This is a genomic window from Pantoea sp. X-Soil-TKNS-1280, assembly GCF_059730475.1.
The window spans coordinates 224,545-240,033 of sequence record NZ_AP035963.1 but is presented as its reverse complement, the minus strand read 5'-3'; the positions used below and the strand labels follow the sequence as shown (position 1 = coordinate 240,033).

17 protein-coding genes are annotated in these 15,489 nt (G+C 54.4%); 4 read left to right on the top strand and 13 right to left on the bottom strand.

Annotated features, from left to right (window positions below; all coding sequences use genetic code 11):
- Window positions 1-3 precede the first annotated feature (3 nt).
- The 3 genes from AC6I8X_RS21130 to AC6I8X_RS21120 form a co-directional block, all read right to left on the bottom strand.
- A complete protein-coding gene (locus tag AC6I8X_RS21130) occupies window positions 4-1,149 on the bottom strand; it encodes a glycosyltransferase family 4 protein (RefSeq protein WP_497841368.1) in 1,146 nt (381 codons plus the stop codon).
- 233 nt (window positions 1,150-1,382) lie between these two features.
- Window positions 1,383-2,255, bottom strand: a complete 873-nt coding sequence (gene rluF, locus AC6I8X_RS21125; protein ID WP_497841367.1) for a 23S rRNA pseudouridine(2604) synthase RluF — start codon at window positions 2,253-2,255, stop codon at window positions 1,383-1,385.
- A gap of 88 nt (window positions 2,256-2,343) precedes the next feature.
- Entirely contained in the window at window positions 2,344-2,814 is a 471-nt protein-coding gene (locus AC6I8X_RS21120; protein ID WP_299449990.1) for an Lrp/AsnC family transcriptional regulator, read from the bottom strand.
- A 137-nt stretch (window positions 2,815-2,951) separates the two neighbouring features.
- Here AC6I8X_RS21120 and AC6I8X_RS21115 point away from each other — a divergent pair, with 137 nt between their 5' ends.
- Complete coding sequence (locus AC6I8X_RS21115; RefSeq protein ID WP_497841366.1) at window positions 2,952-3,374, top strand: DUF2000 domain-containing protein; 423 nt, start codon at window positions 2,952-2,954, stop codon at window positions 3,372-3,374.
- 13 nt (window positions 3,375-3,387) lie between these two features.
- Here AC6I8X_RS21115 and AC6I8X_RS21110 read toward each other — a convergent pair whose 3' ends face one another.
- The 3 genes from AC6I8X_RS21110 to AC6I8X_RS21100 form a co-directional block, all read right to left on the bottom strand.
- Entirely contained in the window at window positions 3,388-3,795 is a 408-nt protein-coding gene (locus tag AC6I8X_RS21110; RefSeq protein ID WP_299451080.1) for a nucleotide triphosphate diphosphatase NUDT15, read from the bottom strand.
- A gap of 26 nt (window positions 3,796-3,821) precedes the next feature.
- Complete coding sequence (locus AC6I8X_RS21105; protein WP_313683486.1) at window positions 3,822-4,328, bottom strand: DUF1543 domain-containing protein; 507 nt, start codon at window positions 4,326-4,328, stop codon at window positions 3,822-3,824.
- Window positions 4,329-4,423: 95 nt separating this feature from the next.
- Complete coding sequence (locus tag AC6I8X_RS21100) at window positions 4,424-5,572, bottom strand: MFS transporter (protein WP_497841365.1); 1,149 nt, start codon at window positions 5,570-5,572, stop codon at window positions 4,424-4,426.
- A gap of 105 nt (window positions 5,573-5,677) precedes the next feature.
- Between AC6I8X_RS21100 and AC6I8X_RS21095 the strand changes: the two genes are divergently transcribed.
- Both AC6I8X_RS21095 and cybB read left to right on the top strand, forming a co-directional pair.
- Window positions 5,678-6,172, top strand: coding sequence for a MarR family winged helix-turn-helix transcriptional regulator (locus tag AC6I8X_RS21095; RefSeq protein WP_313683484.1), 495 nt, complete (start codon window positions 5,678-5,680; stop codon window positions 6,170-6,172).
- Window positions 6,173-6,232: 60 nt separating this feature from the next.
- The gene (gene cybB / locus AC6I8X_RS21090; RefSeq protein ID WP_299450004.1) at window positions 6,233-6,772 is read left to right on the top strand and encodes a cytochrome b561; all 540 of its coding nucleotides are present in this window, start codon (window positions 6,233-6,235) and stop codon (window positions 6,770-6,772) included.
- Here cybB and AC6I8X_RS21085 read toward each other — a convergent pair.
- Window positions 6,764-7,642 carry a helix-turn-helix domain-containing protein gene (locus AC6I8X_RS21085; RefSeq protein ID WP_497841364.1) on the bottom strand — a complete coding sequence of 293 codons (879 nt, stop codon included), beginning with the start codon at window positions 7,640-7,642 and terminating at the stop codon, window positions 6,764-6,766. The two genes, cybB and AC6I8X_RS21085, sit on opposite strands and share 9 nt — an antisense overlap.
- A gap of 110 nt (window positions 7,643-7,752) precedes the next feature.
- Here AC6I8X_RS21085 and AC6I8X_RS21080 point away from each other — a divergent pair, with 110 nt between their 5' ends.
- The gene (locus tag AC6I8X_RS21080) at window positions 7,753-8,751 is read left to right on the top strand and encodes a class I SAM-dependent methyltransferase (protein WP_497841363.1); all 999 of its coding nucleotides are present in this window, start codon (window positions 7,753-7,755) and stop codon (window positions 8,749-8,751) included.
- Here the strand turns inward: AC6I8X_RS21080 and AC6I8X_RS21075 are convergent.
- From AC6I8X_RS21075 to AC6I8X_RS21050, 6 genes are all read right to left on the bottom strand, one after another.
- The gene (locus AC6I8X_RS21075) at window positions 8,735-9,088 is read right to left on the bottom strand and encodes an MmcQ/YjbR family DNA-binding protein (protein ID WP_497841362.1); all 354 of its coding nucleotides are present in this window, start codon (window positions 9,086-9,088) and stop codon (window positions 8,735-8,737) included. The two genes, AC6I8X_RS21080 and AC6I8X_RS21075, sit on opposite strands and share 17 nt — an antisense overlap.
- Window positions 9,089-9,153: 65 nt before the next feature.
- Entirely contained in the window at window positions 9,154-11,094 is a 1,941-nt protein-coding gene (locus AC6I8X_RS21070) for a methyl-accepting chemotaxis protein (protein ID WP_313683480.1), read from the bottom strand.
- Between the two features lie 189 nt (window positions 11,095-11,283).
- Window positions 11,284-11,751: a GlcG/HbpS family heme-binding protein gene (locus AC6I8X_RS21065; RefSeq protein ID WP_497841361.1), complete on the bottom strand. Its 468-nt coding sequence runs from the start codon at window positions 11,749-11,751 to the stop codon at window positions 11,284-11,286.
- A gap of 46 nt (window positions 11,752-11,797) precedes the next feature.
- Window positions 11,798-13,198, bottom strand: a complete 1,401-nt coding sequence (locus tag AC6I8X_RS21060; RefSeq protein WP_497841360.1) for a c-type cytochrome — start codon at window positions 13,196-13,198, stop codon at window positions 11,798-11,800.
- Between the two features lie 3 nt (window positions 13,199-13,201).
- The gene (locus AC6I8X_RS21055; RefSeq protein ID WP_332670056.1) at window positions 13,202-14,794 is read right to left on the bottom strand and encodes a GMC family oxidoreductase; all 1,593 of its coding nucleotides are present in this window, start codon (window positions 14,792-14,794) and stop codon (window positions 13,202-13,204) included.
- A 25-nt stretch (window positions 14,795-14,819) separates the two neighbouring features.
- The gene (locus AC6I8X_RS21050) at window positions 14,820-15,476 is read right to left on the bottom strand and encodes a sugar dehydrogenase complex small subunit (RefSeq protein ID WP_313683476.1); all 657 of its coding nucleotides are present in this window, start codon (window positions 15,474-15,476) and stop codon (window positions 14,820-14,822) included.
- Window positions 15,477-15,489: the final 13 nt, after the last annotated feature.

Sequence of the window (15,489 nt, the reverse complement as noted above, 5' to 3'; positions counted from 1 at the left end):
GCTCTAAGATAAATAAATCTCTTTCAGCCGCTTTTTGAAGGTTTGAGGATCATGCTGCTGGCGGATCCTCAATATTGCCTGCGCTGAGCGCTGGTTGATACTTTCCGGGTCATGCAGGACATCAGCAATATATCCTTTTAGCTGGCTGACCACGGTATTCCTGATTGTCTGTTTAGCTTGCTCTGAATCGACGGTAAATTCATACATATCATTCAGTTTGTAATCAATAAGCCAGCCGGTGGTCGGTGGATTAATTTCTGGTAATGCACGCACATTGGTAGTTATTACCGGACAGCCACACGCCTGCATTTCCAGCACGGAAAATCCGTAAGTGTCCTGCCAGGTGGGAAGCAGGCCAACATCCGTCTCTTTTAATAATGCAATGACAGACGAATTGGGTAATGACCCGGAATGCTGGAAGAAAGACCATTTTTTGATTAACCCTTCGATTTGACTGTAGAATTCCTCGCGATCCTGATATTGACGGTGGGCTATATTATGTTTGCGTGACAGATCACCAATGATATTCACCTTGATACGATCAACATTGATGATCCCCTCATTTGCCAGTTCAGAAAACGCCATCACCACTTCGGCCCCACCTTTGCGGTAAAACTCATTGCCGATAAAGGTAAAAGTGACTTTCTCTCCGGTGACTTCACGTCCTTTATCCGTCAGTAAAGGCTGCGGTGGGTGCATCACGCATAGCTTCGCCGCGATAACATCTTTTACCGCCGGGAAGGCTTCCAGCAACTTCAGCTGGATATTGCTGGTGGCTTCGGAAATGGCAATCAACTGGATGCACTCTTTACGGGCCGCAAGCTGCATCAGATTATGAAGTTCGGGATTGTCTGTTTTGGCTACACCTGCAACTGGCAGGACACGTGGAATTTCGGTTTCGAAGGTCGAGACCCAGCGGTCCGACGTTCGGGCAACTTCATTAAAAAGATGAATGATATCCGCATCATTCGCTGCCAGACCGGGAACAGGTTGAAAGACAAATATCTTATTTTTCTTCAAAAATTTCTGACGCAGGGCATTGATGTAAAGATATATGTTTTTCTTTTTCAAATTCACATAATTGCTTTCAGAATCCACCATTATGTTTCTTTTTTCCGGGTAACCATCACTACTCACTACAATTTTCATCAATCCTCCTTAACACTTGACGAGTTTATAAGAATTAAAAAATCGCCAGTAAGACAGTTATAAAATAATTTCATCATGAGTAAAGGAATTACGGGAAAATTAGGAAAAGTAGTAGTAATTTGTTTGGGAGGTATTAACAGGATGATAGAACCAAGTGTAAATTATGTTTCCAACGATCAAACAGTGCCAGCAGATAATGTGGAATGTCAGCATGGGCTGACATTCCGACCGGCTTAGCGCCCTTTCTTTTTCCGTCCTGGCTGGGTAAAACGCTTGCGTGATGCCGGATGAGCTTCTGCTTTGTCGCCTTTCTTCGGGCCATTGCTCACGGGTTTGTTCGCGTTGCTGGTCTTTGCCGGGGCTTTTTTCGTTGCCTTATCTTCTGAAGACGAGTTTTCAATCAGCTTAAACAGGTCGATCAATTCATCATCGGTCAAATCGCGCCACTCACCGAGCGGCAATCCTTTCAGATTGACGTTCATGATGCGGGTGCGCTCCAGTTTAGTGACTTCAAAGCCGAAATGTTTACACATGCGGCGGATCTGACGATTAAGCCCCTGCACCAGCGTGATACGAAACACAAAGGTCGATTCCTTCTTCACTTTGCATTTTTTGGTCACGGTACCGAGCATGGGGACACCCGCGCCCATACCGGCAATAAATTCGTCTGTGATCGGTTTATCAACCGTCACCACATATTCCTTTTCGTGGTTGTTGCCAGCACGCAGGATTTTGTTGACCAAATCACCATGGTTGGTGAGGAAAATCAGTCCCTGCGAATCTTTATCCAGTCGGCCAATCGGAAATACGCGTTTGCTATGGTTGACGAAATCACTGATGTTATCGCGCTCGCCTTCTTCCATAGTGGTGATGATGCCCACCGGTTTATTCAGCGCAATCAGCACCAGATCGTCGGCGTCACGAGGTTCAATCAGCTGACCATTCACTTTAACTTCATCACCGGCAAACACCTGAGCACCCACAGTGGCACGTTTACCGTTGATAAAAACGTTACCCTGCTCGATGTAACGATCGGCATCGCGACGCGAGCAAATGCCGCTTTCGCTGATGTATTTATTAAGGCGGGTGGATGAGTTGGTCAGCATGGTTCCTCCGAAAAAAGAAGCGGACTATACAACAACCTTTGGCTTTCTGTGAGTGCTTTACGCAAAAGATGTAACACAGATGCTAACGCTAATCTGTGGCCTGAATCGGCCAGGCGGACTGAGCCTTGATTTCCTTCAGCACAAACATACTTTGCATCTCTTTAATACCCGGCAAGCGCCGAATCACCGACATGGCAAAATCAGCATAGCGATCCATATCGGCAGCGACCACCTGCAATAAAAAGTCAGCATCGCCACCGATGCTGTAACAGGCAACGACGTTATCCAGTGCGGTCACTTCTGCCTCAAACTTGCGCGCCTCTGCCTCGCTGTGGCTGTCGATAGTGACGCGGACAAACACCATCATGCTAAGACCAATTTTCTTGCGGTTAAGTACCGCGCGATATCCCTGAATGACTTCATCCTCTTCCAGCTTGCGCACTTTGCGCCAGCACGGTGACGGGGACAGACCAAGGGTGTCGGCGAGAGTTTGATTGGTCATTCGCGCGTCGCGCTGTAACTGTTCGAGAATCCTGACATCTGTCTTGCTGAGAGCCATAAGAGAATTATCCTTTCTTTCTGTAATCATATACGGGCAGATTCTGCCTTAATTTAGAAAAATCCAGGGTTATTCAGCAAGCACTTTTCCGGCCAGCTCACGCACAATATCGCCTTCAGCAAACGCAGGAGTAAAAAATGGAATTCGACGCAAATGTGCATCGTTGCACCCTGGTCATTGATCAACAGTTACCCGCCTGGCTGGCGATGAATGCTGCCAGCGTGATTGGCATCAGTTTTGGCAAATTAATCGGTAATCTGGTGGGGCCGGATATGTGCAGCCAGGATGGTTTCATTTACCCTGGGGTGATTTATGCCCCGCTGCCAGTGTTGCTGGCAGAGGGTAATTATCTGCGCGAACTACAGCAAATCAGTGGCACAGACCCGGAGATCTTTAGTATGCCCTTTAGTGCGTTGGCGCAATCCTGTAAAACTTATGATGAATATGGTGAACGCATCGCCACCGCGCATAGCGAGCAGATTGAGCTGGTGGCGATGGGATTAATCGGGCCAAAGAAAAAAATTACCCGTCTGACGGGAAACCTGAAACTTTATCGCTAAAACGATAGCGGCGTTACGCTTGTAACGCCGCCAATCCGTCACGTTCGATCAGCGTACGCAGCGGCGCAAACAGCGGTTGCGGCAGTTGCTCCGGCGCGAACCAATGCCAGCCTTCGCATTTTTCCGGTTCAAGGCACTGCGGCTCGCCGTGGAGGCTGTGTGCCACCATAAACAGCGTGATGTAGTGTTTTTGCACTTCGGGGAAAACATCACTGACGAATGCGCCATTCTGCAAGTCATGCAACTGCAATCCGGTCTCTTCCTCAGTTTCACGGCGTGCACATTCTTCCGGGGTTTCACCAAATTCCAGATGCCCGCCCGGTGCGGACCAGTCACCCGCACCGTGGCTGCCTTTCCGACGTCCCAGCAACAGTTTCCCGTTACGGAAAATCAGCACACCGACACCAATTTTTGGCGACATTATTATTTCCTCTTTAAACGCAGGTATTATTCCACCCCAATCGGTTGATAGCCCTGCCATTCAGGACGGAACGGCGTGCCGTTGGCGTCCGGGGTCAGATGCACAAACAAGTTACCTACTTTATCCAGCAGCAGACAATCATCCACATCCTTAAGATTGTCTTTGTGCTGATGATCTGCTCCCTTCAGCAGCTTTTCCAGTCCTTTTGCTTTGGCCTCTGCGGCATCTTTAGCGACGAACAGGTCGAACGCGTGCAGCTCCGCGAGACTGGAAGGATGGTAAGCCCCGGCATTAACAAAGAACAGTCGCTGGCTACCGGGGGTGGGTTCCGGCGACAGGGAGATACGGTAACCATCCGCCCAGGTGATGCGGGCATAACCATCGATATGGATCTTATCTGCATCGCCAAACCAGGCTTCACGCAGTGCGGGCCAGGCCTCCTCAGGTTGTTCTGCAGCGACAAACTGGATGTCATGCACTTCAATGTTGGATTTTCCGGCATTGCCACCGACATAAAACATAAACAGATTCACGTAGTCATTTCCTTGTGCTGAATGTAAAGGGAAAAGCTGCGTTATAAAGCATGGTATATATCGATACAACTGTTTCGTGCCGATACCATGCCCGGCTATAGCCCAGGTCGAAAACGCAGCGCCATCCCCATCAGCAACACAATCCCCGCGCTCATAAGGATCCAGGCACTGTCCAGCGACGCTGCGTGGTCACGCACCACTCCAGCAATCAGCGGCATTAGCGCTGCGATCAGATATCCACCGCCCTGCACAAAAGAGAGCAATGCCCCAGCCTGTTCTGCGGTTTGCGCATGGTCAAGGGTGACAATCAGGGAAAGCGGGAACAGCGCGCCGATACCGAGTCCAAGCAGCAATGTGGGCAGCCAGGCCAGCGTACCACCGAACGTGATCAGGCAAATTAATCCACCCAGGATCAAGGCCAGAACCAGCAACAATGGGCGGCGTCGATCGGGAAAACGATGGATTAACGTCGAAAGCACAAAGCCTGCAGCCACCTCAGTCAACGTTAACGCTCCCAGGACATAGCCACTTTGCTCAGCGCTCCAGCCATGCTGCTGATAAAACGGCGGCAGCCAGGCCAGTACCAGCGTGTAGGCCGCGGTGCCGATGCCAAAAAACACCATCAACAGCCAGGCGCACGCGGCATTGATCGCCTGTGGGTATTTTGCCGCCACGACCGGAACCGATAATGGCAACACTCTTCCCCACAACAATAAAGCGACCAATGCGGGCAGTGCCGGTAGCGCCAGCACCAGTGCTAAGCCCTGCCAGGATGCCAGCGGAACGGCACTGACGGCAGCCAGCGCTGCACCCGCCATAATCCCGGTGCTAAACAGCGCCATCAGCGTACTGGCTTTGGCGCTGAAGCAACGTTTAATCAACGCAGGCATCAGCGCCTGGATCATACCAATCCCTGCACCGGCCAGCAGCGCGCTGGCAATCAACACTACAGATTTCAGGGCCAGACCGCGCACCAGGCAGGCCAGCACCAGCAGAGTCAAGCCGAGAGCGATACCTTTGCTCTCCCCAACGGTACGCAACAGACGCGGCCCAGCCAGTGCAGCAACCCCCATCATAATCACCGGTAAAGTCGTCAGCAGGCTAATCTGTGTAGCATTAAGATGGGCATCCTGTTGCAGGTAAGAATAAAGCGGCCCCAGCGCCGCCATCACCGGTCTGAGATTCAGGCCGATAATAAAAACCACTAAAGCAAACAACCCGATTGCGGGTAAGGTACGTTTCACATTGCTTCTCCGTTGATGATTTATCTTAACGTTAAGATAAATAGCGAAGAAGAAATAGCCCGACCGCACAAAGCAACACAGTAACCACAACAAGTGAGGGGAAAAGTGGCGGATCACGTCGATTTTGTGACACAACAATGGGCCAGCGCAATGCCTGAGCTGGATGCATCATCCATGGCGATCTTTGGTCGTATGCTGCGCATCATGAAACATCTGGCGAAAACCCGTGCCGAGGCACTGTCCCCCTTTGGTTTTCGTGATGGGGAGTTTGACGTGCTGGCCACACTACGCCGGGCGGGCTCACCCTTCTGTTTATCACCGACGCAGTTGTATAAATCGTTGCTGGTCACCTCCGGCGCGATGACGAATCGTCTGAATCACCTTGAAGAGGCGGGACTGATTGCCCGGGTCGCTGACCCGCAGGACAAACGCAGTACCCTGGTCGCACTAACAGTGGCCGGGCGGGAGAAAATCGAGCAGGCATTGCTGGTACATACACAAACGCAAAATACGCTGCTGGCCGCACTGGAACCCGCGCAACGGCAACAGTTGTCAGCCCTGCTCAGCCAGCTGCTGGTCGCCAGCGAGCATGAGAGGTAACGAAACGGCTCAGTTATGTGTCAAAATATGAATTCATTCGCGCTTTTTTACGGACAGGATATGCAGAATAAATTTGCTCCTTCACAGATTCTTCTCCACTGGCTGACATTTTTCCTGGTGGTGATTGCCTATTGCACCATGGAGTTTCGCGGGCTGGCAACGCGTGGGTCCTGGCAGGGTTTTACGATGATCATCGGTCATTTCAGTGCAGGCAGCTGTGTTCTGGTGCTGATGTTATCGCGCGTGTTGCTGCGTTTTCGTCATCAAAGCCCGGCCATCGTGCCAAAGCCTGAGGGCTGGCAAACCGGTCTGGCGCATTTGATGCATCTGGGGTTGTACCTGTTTTTTATCGCACTGCCGATTCTCGGTATTCTTTCACGCTTTTATCTGGGGCGAACCTGGTGGTTATTTGGTATTCCGATGCCGGTCAGCGCTGCGCCCGACCCGGATTTTGCCGATATCCTGACAGGATTGCATAAAACGCTGGCGCCTTACGGTTACTGGCTGGTGGGAATCCATGCGGTGGCAGCGCTGACCCACCACTATCTTATGAAGGACAACACCCTGCTGCGCATGATGCCGTCCCGACGCTCACGCTGACCTTAGCTGGCTGGCCGGGCGGCCAAAGTAACGCTGGAACGCCACGCTAAAATTGCGGGGATGCTGATAACCGACCTGCCAGGCCGCCTGCGCTACCTGATACCCTTCCTCCAGCAGTCGATGTGCCTTCTGCATCCGCAGTGCCAGTAACTTCTCGCCGGGTGTGCAACCAAAGTGCTGCTGAAAGCCTTTTTTCAGCTGGTATTCACTCAGGCCCGCGGCCAGCGCCAGCGTCGCCAGGGTAAAGGGTTCCGCCAGATGCGCCCGCATCCAGTTATGCGCCTGTTCCAGCCGGTCGATATCCTGAGGATGGAGTTTCTTCGCTTGCGCCGCCGCCGGTTGCAGTTGATGGCGATGTAACGCCAGCAGGTTTAGCGCCTGAATCTCGCGCAGCAGTGGATCGGGCTGCACCTCGTTAAGTTGTGCGGTGGTGGCATGACCAAACAGGCTGAACAGATGGCGTTTCAATTGCGGCTGATGCAGCAAATTCTCTGCGGCATCCTCCCCGAGATAACGCTGCACGCTTTCAGCATTCAGCACCAGCCGCAGCTGTTGCACCCGCTCCCCCGCACGATATAACCGTTCGCCACTACTGTGCTGAAAACTGGTGACGGTAAGATGGCCCGCCTGGAACAACACTTCATAACCGGAATCGGCACGGAAACGTGAGCTGCCCAGCAAACCGAAGGTCAGTACCAGCTGCGGCGTGTTTCCGTCTGGCTGGGAGCTTTCTGCCAGCGCTTTTAACGGCTGATAATCAGACTGTACCAGCCGTATCCCGCTGACCAGGCTGAACTGCCGCGAACGAAAAACCCCCGCACCGGGCTGGTGTTCAATCCATGGCTCATCGCCACCTGAGTTCCGTTGCATCGTTTTCGCCTTCACGCAGAGTCAAATCGCCGTTTCGCAGACCAATGAGAATAAATTGCATTGGCATGAAACGCTAGTCTGTAGCCATCACCGTTGCTTTGGAGACAATCATGCCATCCCCGTTACCCTTTCTTGATAATCTGCTGGCGCAACACGCCCTGAGTGGCGCAGTAGCTCTGGCCTTTGAACACCAGCTGTTTGATTTTCTGACGCGGAGTGCCGATGCCACTGCCGTCGCACAACATTTTGGCTGGCAGCCAGAGCCGGTAGGACACTGGCTGCGTTTGCTGTGGAGTGGTGAATTGTTGCAGCAACAGGCGGAGGGTTACCGTACCCACCCCGACGCCCAGGCATATCTGTGCCGCAGCGGTACGCGTTATATCGGCGATGCCTGGCGTTATCGTCAGCAGTTGTTGCAGCAGTTTGCCCGCCGACTGCCCGATCTGCTAAACCGCAGCACGCCACGCAGGCAGGACCCGCTGGAGATCGACACCGCCTGGGCCGATGCTGCCCTGAGCCAGATTGCGCAGGAACAACGCGCCCTGAGTGGCGACACGGCCTGTGCCATCGCCAGCGATCTGGCTGATTTCCAGCGCCCGGCCCAGCTGCTGGATATGGGCGGGGGCCCAGGATTGATTACGCTGGCATTAGCAGAGCGTTTTCCGCAACTCTCCGGTGTGGTGCTTGACCTGCCCAAAACCGCGACCGTGGCGCAACATAATATCGAACGCGCAGGTTTAAGCGCACGCTTCCGCGCGCTTTCACAGCTGCCGGAAACGCAGCAGGTTGACATCATCTGGTGTTCATCATTGCTGTACTTTATGGAGGACAGGCAGGCGATGCTGCAACAGTTGTTCCGCCGTCTGAAGCCGGGAGGATTATTGATGAGTGCCCATGCGGAAGTGTCTTCCGACCCGGCCGAAGCGCGTCAGATATTGCCGTTTTTCACACCCTTGATGATGCGTGGTTACAGTGTCACGAATGAAGGTGAGTTAACGCAGCAATTACAGCAGGTGGGATTTACCATCGAAGCGATTAAGCGGCTGCAACCCTTCCCGATGTCGCCGCTGAATGTCCATCTGGCGCGTAAGCCTAAAACGTCAGACTAAAACTGTCATCCAGCAGCGCGAAGATCTCTTCATCAGGCAGACCATTAGCCAGCGTCAGGCTGAGCCAGTGTTCTTTATTCATATGATACGCCGGATAGATGCCCACCTGCTGGCGCAGCGACCCGCTCAGTTCCGGGCGGGTTTTGATGTTCATCACCTGCACCACAGTGCCATCCGGCAATCCCAGTTTGTGGCTCTCCAGTGGGAAAACCACGGCAAACCACTTGCGATGACGCGGATGACGCAGCACCGCGTATTGCGGATTGGTTTTCCAGGGATAATCAGGTTCGACCTGGTATTGCTGGTTAACCCAGTCAAACAATTGCTGGCGATTCATGCTTCACTCCTGTGGGCAAAAAAAATCGTGGCGCGATGGCCACGACTTTACCCACTTCTGACTTATCAGGCCAGATGAAAGCGCCCTACCGTTTGCGCCAGCTGAGCAGCCTGATCTTCCAGCGAACTGGCCGCTGCTGACATCTGCTGCACCAGTGCAGCGTTCTGTTGTGTGGTGCCATCCATTTCGTTGACCGCAATGGTCACCTGGCTGATCCCCCGCGCCTGCTCATCTGAAGCAGTGACGATTTCGCCGATAATGGTACGCACCGAGTGCACTGCCTGGGTCATCTCCTGCATGGTTTTACCGGCATCCTGCACCAGCTGAACACCGCTGCCCACCCGCTGGCTGGACTCTTCTATCAACGCGGCAATTTCTTTCACCGCATTGGCACTGCGCTGTGCCAGGTTACGCACTTCTGAAGCCACCACGGCAAAACCACGGCCCTGTTCACCGGCACGCGCCGCTTCCACGGCAGCGTTAAGCGCCAGGATGTTGGTCTGGAAGGCAATGCTATTGATGATGGCGGTGATGTCGCCAATCTTTTTCGCGCTGTCGTCAATTTGCGCCATGGTTTGCACCACTTCACCCACCAGCGCTTCACCACGACTGGCGATGTGCGTGGCATTGTCGGTGAGCGTGGTGGCCTGGTGCGCATTAGCCGCGTTGTGTTTCACCGTAGCGGTGATCTGCTCCATGCTGGCGGCAGTCTGCTCCAGTGCGGCGGCCTGTTGTTCGGTGCGGGACGCGAGGTTAAGGTTACCGCTGGCGATTTCCCCCGCCCCCTGACGTACCGACGCGCTGGCATCCTGAATCTGTCCCACAATGTCACGCAGCTGGTTTTGCATGGTGTCGAGGGCATAGAACAGGCTGCTGGTATCGCGTGATTTCACTGCGATAGGGTTATCCAGCTTACCATCGGCAACCGCCAGCGCGATGGTGGCGGCTTCCAGCGGTTCACCACCAATTGGCTTCAGCACTTTACGGCTGAACAGCAGGCCGAGCAGCGCGCTCACCAACAGAATACTCAGCACCATCAGCACGATGGCGTTGATCAGCTGGCGATTGGCGGCGGCCATCACTTCACTGACCGGGGCGACAACACCGAGATACCATTTCTGGTCACTATTGCCGATGACAATGGGTTGCCAGGTCACCAGCGCATCGGCTCCGATGATATCGTCGTGACGCTCAATGACGTCATTGCTGAAATTATTGGTGTTACCTTTCCAGGGCTTACTGGTGAGGTTTTTGTCCGGATAAGACACCACATTTCCGGCGCTGGAAAGCAGCATTGCGTAGCCAGTACCTTCCCAGGGCTTGATTTTATTGACCCGCTCCTGCAACGAGGCCAGCGAGATATCGGAGGTCACGACGCCCCACAATTTCCCCTGGCTGACAATCGGTGCCGCGACGGAGGTCAGCAGCGTAGGCACGCCGTTGTAGGCATAGCTATAGGGTTCGATCAGCGTGTCCTTCTGACTTTTCTGCGGTTGCAGATAATAATCACCCTGCCCTGGAGTCAGAAAGGAGGCCAGTGGATGCATATTGAAGTTGCCAGACTGATCTCGATCCACGAACCACGCGTAACGCCCTGTCGGTGCCTGACCCGGTTTATCGGCAAACTCGGCATCGCGTCCGTCAAAGGCGTTTTCTTCCATGATCACGGAGACGGAAAGGTAGCTGGGATTGTCGCGCAGCGTCGATTCCATCATCTTATCGATGACTTTACGATCCTGCACACCTGCGCCGGGCAGCGCGATAATACTGTGCCCCAGGTTATGCGCCACATCACGCGCATAGCTGAGGTCCTGCTGGATTTGCAGCGCCTGACTTTGCGCAATTTGTTGCAGATAATTTTCTGCCAGCGATTTTTGTTCGTGGCTGGATTGCCAGTTAAGCACACCGATCGTAACAGTAAAGCCGAGGGTAATGGTTAAGGCTCCCGTCAGCAGCATTTGCGTGCGGGTGCTCATTTTTTTCTTATCAGACAGTCGTTTGGCCATGCTGGCGCTCCTGGAGTTGACACTTTCCGGTAAAAAGAACCACTCCCTGTGCACACACATTCCTTCAAATAATCTATCGGCGGGGTCTGGGGGAACTTGATGGGTAAGCAGGTCTGATCAGTGGGGGGAGGAATTGCGCAAGGCGGGTATTGGCGCGGCAAACAACACCGCGCCAACTGATAAACCTGATTATTTAAAACTATCACTCGCCGCTTTGGCGATGGCGATTTCATTCGGGTTGGCCGAGCCACTGACGCCCACCGCGCCCAATGTATTGCCCTTCCATAACACCGGCGAACCACCGCCCAGCGGAATCACGCCCGGCAACGTGGCGATAGCGGGTTCTTTGCCATTGGCGCGATCCATATATTTGTCGGTTGGCGTGCGGTACAACGCCGCAGCACGCCCCTTCAGAATCGATGAATCAATACAGCCGACCGGGGCATTGTCCATACGCTGGAACGCCAGTAACTCACCTGACTGATCCAGTACTGCGATACAGACATTGGCATTCAGCGCATGGGCTTTTTCCTGCGCTGCGGCAATCAGCTTCTGCGCATCGTTCTCTGTCAGAATGGTTTGCGTGGTAACGGCCTGCGCGCCCGCCGCACCGAACAGAGCGGCACTCAGCAGCGCCAGAGACAGGATCTTTTTCATTTTCAATCACTCCATAATAAGGGAGCCAGATCGCGGCTCCCGTGGATTACCCGCGCCGGCGGCGCAGAAGATAAATTAACCACAGCAGTACCATCACCGCGACAACAGCGCCAGCGATAGTTAGAGGTTGGGCGTAACGAATCAGCCAACTGCCGCTCTCACCCTGCAATGTCTGGCTGACATCGGCGCTGGTGATCGCGTGCTGTGGATTGCCAAAGCTGGTGGAGACATAATTCGCCACTTTCGCCAGCTGTTCCTGACTAAACTGAGTACGGAATTCCGGCATAAAGGCGTGCCCGGCGGCCGTATTGCGATCAACCCCTTCGGCGATAGTCATGATCAGATTGGCCGGGTCAGCAGCCAGCACCGCCGAAGATCCCACCAGCGACGGGTAAAAGCGCTGCGCATCGTGTGTACCCCGACCATCGCTGGCGTGGCAGGTGGCACAGGCTCCGTTATAAAGCTGCGCACCGCTCATGGCATCCGCTGAGACATAATCATTGATGTCATCTTTCATGCCGGTTTCAATTGCCGACAGCGGCGTACTGGCAGGGGCAACGGCTGGCGCTTTGCGATCGGCACCGCCAATGGCGGGCACCTGCTTCAGATAGCGCGCAATCGCTTGCAGATCACTGTCATCCATTTTTGAGAACGAGTTCTGGACCGCCGTGCCCATCTCTCCGGCCGCAATCGCTTTACCATGCAGCGCGCCGGTGCGCAGGTAAGTTTCGATTTCGGCTTCGCTCCAGTCACCAATTCCAGCGTTGGCATCCGGCGTGATGTTGGGTGCGCTCCAGCTACCGACTTTCCCGCCAGACAGGAAGCGATCCCCCTGCTCCGCCATCATGCCGTTGCGCGGCGTATGGCAGGTGGAGCAGTGCGCCAGGGTGCGAACCAGATACTCACCACGTTCGGCACTCCCCGCAGCGGCATCGCTGCCCGGCACAGTGCTTTTATCGAGGAACATCAGGTTCCACATCGCCATCACCGGACGGAAAGAGAACGGGAATGGCAGATGGGTTTCCGGTGCCGGATGATCATCAGCAGGGACACCCAGCATCAGCCAGGAATACAGCGCGTGGATATCCTCGTCGGACATCCCGGCAAACGCGGTGTAAGGCATAGCCGGGTAAAGATAATGATTACCCGGCGCTTTACCCTCACGCATCACCGCAGTGAAATCGGCAAGGCTGTAATTACCAATACCGGCGCTTTTCGATGGTGTGATATTTGAACCGTAAATCATCCCCATCGGCGACTGGATGGCATAACCACCGGAATAAGGCTTGCCATTTTGTGGATTGCGATGGCAAGCGGAGCAGTCACCGGCGATTGCCAGATATTCACCGCGTTTTACCAGATCTGGCGAAGCGTCCTGCGCCAGACTTACGCCGCTCAGCAGCAACAGGCTGGCGCTGGCGATGCGAAATAACCTATTTAAGCGCATCGGTCAGATCTCCCTGGCAATGGTATCGGCCATACGGATCGCCAGAGCGATACCGGTCAGCGTCGGGTTAACGGTTGCCGACGTTGGCATGACACCCGTGGTGGCGAGGAACAGATTCGGGTGATCCCAGCTGCGACAATGGGCATCGACCACCGAATCCTGGCGGTTATCACCCATAATGGTGGTGCCCATGATGTGGTACTGGTTACGCCAGCCAGTGGGAGCCTCAATCACTTCGCCGTTAAACGCCTGCAAAAAGTTGGCAAAGTCTTTGTACGCCTGTGGGCGCATACCACGCACGTAATTGTCCAGGTGATAGTTCACCTTCAGCATGGGCAGACCAATGGAATCTTTACGGTCGTAATTCGGCACTACGCGGTTAGTCGGGCTGGGCAGGGTTTCGCTCATGGTACTGATGTTCATAATGCGTGACGCGCGGTCACGGATGGCATCATCCAGCGCCTGGCCCATCATGCCTTGCTTGAGCAACGGCACCGTCACATCAACGTTGGGTACCAGGTTACGCAGCGAATAACGAATGGCGGAATGCTGTGCACGACTGGCCTCATCGCGACGATTGGCGATAGTGCCATGCTGGACCGAACCACGGCCGGTCCACAGCGGTTCATCAGCCAGGAAAGTCAGGCTCAGACCGGTATGATCCATCAGATTACGACCCACCTGATCGGAACTGTTGGCGATGTCATTCATCAGCAGTAACTTAGGCGTTTCCAGCCCGTGTGCCGCCACCACAAACACCTTCGCGGTGAGACGGGTATCTTTACCATCGGGCTTGCGATAGGTCAGTGCGACAATTTTATTGCCTGCGCCCTTCTCCAGTTTCCAGGCAACACATTCGGTTAGCAGCTTCACACCCAGTGCGACTGCCTTATCAACATGCATATCACCGGAGTACATCGCGCCAATCGGGCAGATCGGCTCGCAGTTGTTATTTCCGGCGCAGGCCGGACGGCCATCGTAAGGGCGAGAGACGCGCGCATGAGGTTCATGCACCACCTGATAGCCCATCGGGCCGAGTTTGGCCTGCATGCGCTGCACCATATAAGGTTTCGCTTCTGGCGGCAGCGGATACTCAGCAGATCGCGGGGGATAATGACCACGCCCCTGGCCACTCTGATCCTCTTCACCGGTACCCACTACGCCAATTTCACGTTCGGCTTTGACATACCAGGGTTCCAGCTCGCCATATTCAAACGGCCAGTCTCGACCCACGCCATAGACACTTTTCAGTTTGAAATCATTGGGTAACAGACGCCAGCAGGCAGATGCCCAGTGGCGGGTACTGCCCCCGGCCACGCGCAGGTAGCTGGTGACATACTCAAAATCCTCATCCCCTTTGGCATCGATATAGCCTTCGGTGTAGGAGTTGGGTGCCCAGGGCAGATTCGGGTACGGTGCGCACCAGTTACGTTTACTGGCACCGTTGCGGTAGTTTTCCACCACTTTCCAGCGTGGGATATAGGGGCCGGCTTCCAGCATAATCACCGACTTACCCGCTTTAGCCAGCTGGTAAGCCGCATTGGCGCCGAGTGCACCGGAGCCGATGATCACCACATCAGCATCAAATTCGCTCATTTTGTTTTCCTGCTCACGTTTCTTGTTATGTGTTGTTGTGCTGCGCCAGCAATGCCTCGGCTTCCACGAGGGTTTTGGCTTTTCCCTGAATCATTAACAGCCACGGGGCATCCGGTTCTTTGATGGTGCTGGCAGCAACGGGCGAGCGAGCGCCCCAGGCGCGGATTTCTGCCGGCATCGCGGGCGCATTAACACCCGGCGGCACTTCGGCCCAGTAATCACCACCGGCACGCGCGTAGGTAGGGCGGATGGTGTGATCGCGCGTGGGTTCGTACATCAGTGCGGACAGAAAGGTGACAAAATGCGCGTCATCCACCGCTTTGGTAGTAGAGGGATGACCGGTGTAGCCGAGATACCACGGTGAAATAATGGTCAGCGCGGTTTTAACCTCGTCATCGCTCAGCTGAGCGACAATCTGTTCACGATCTTCGCTGTGCAGCGCATTCAGCCTCATCATCAGGCTGGCGAGCTGGGCGGGGAATGTGCTGTCCTGCTGGCACAGTAAAGTCCAGAGGCGTTCGGTGATGCCGATATCTAACCCGCGTCGCCCGGTGAGCAACTCACTGGCACGCAGCAGCAAGGCAGCGCCACTGTCCGCGGGAGCCGCCAGCAAAGGCTGCATCGGAATAGCGACAATGACCGGTGTCGCCATCATCAGTTGTAAAAAGCGTCTTCTTTCCATTTCAGCTTCTCAC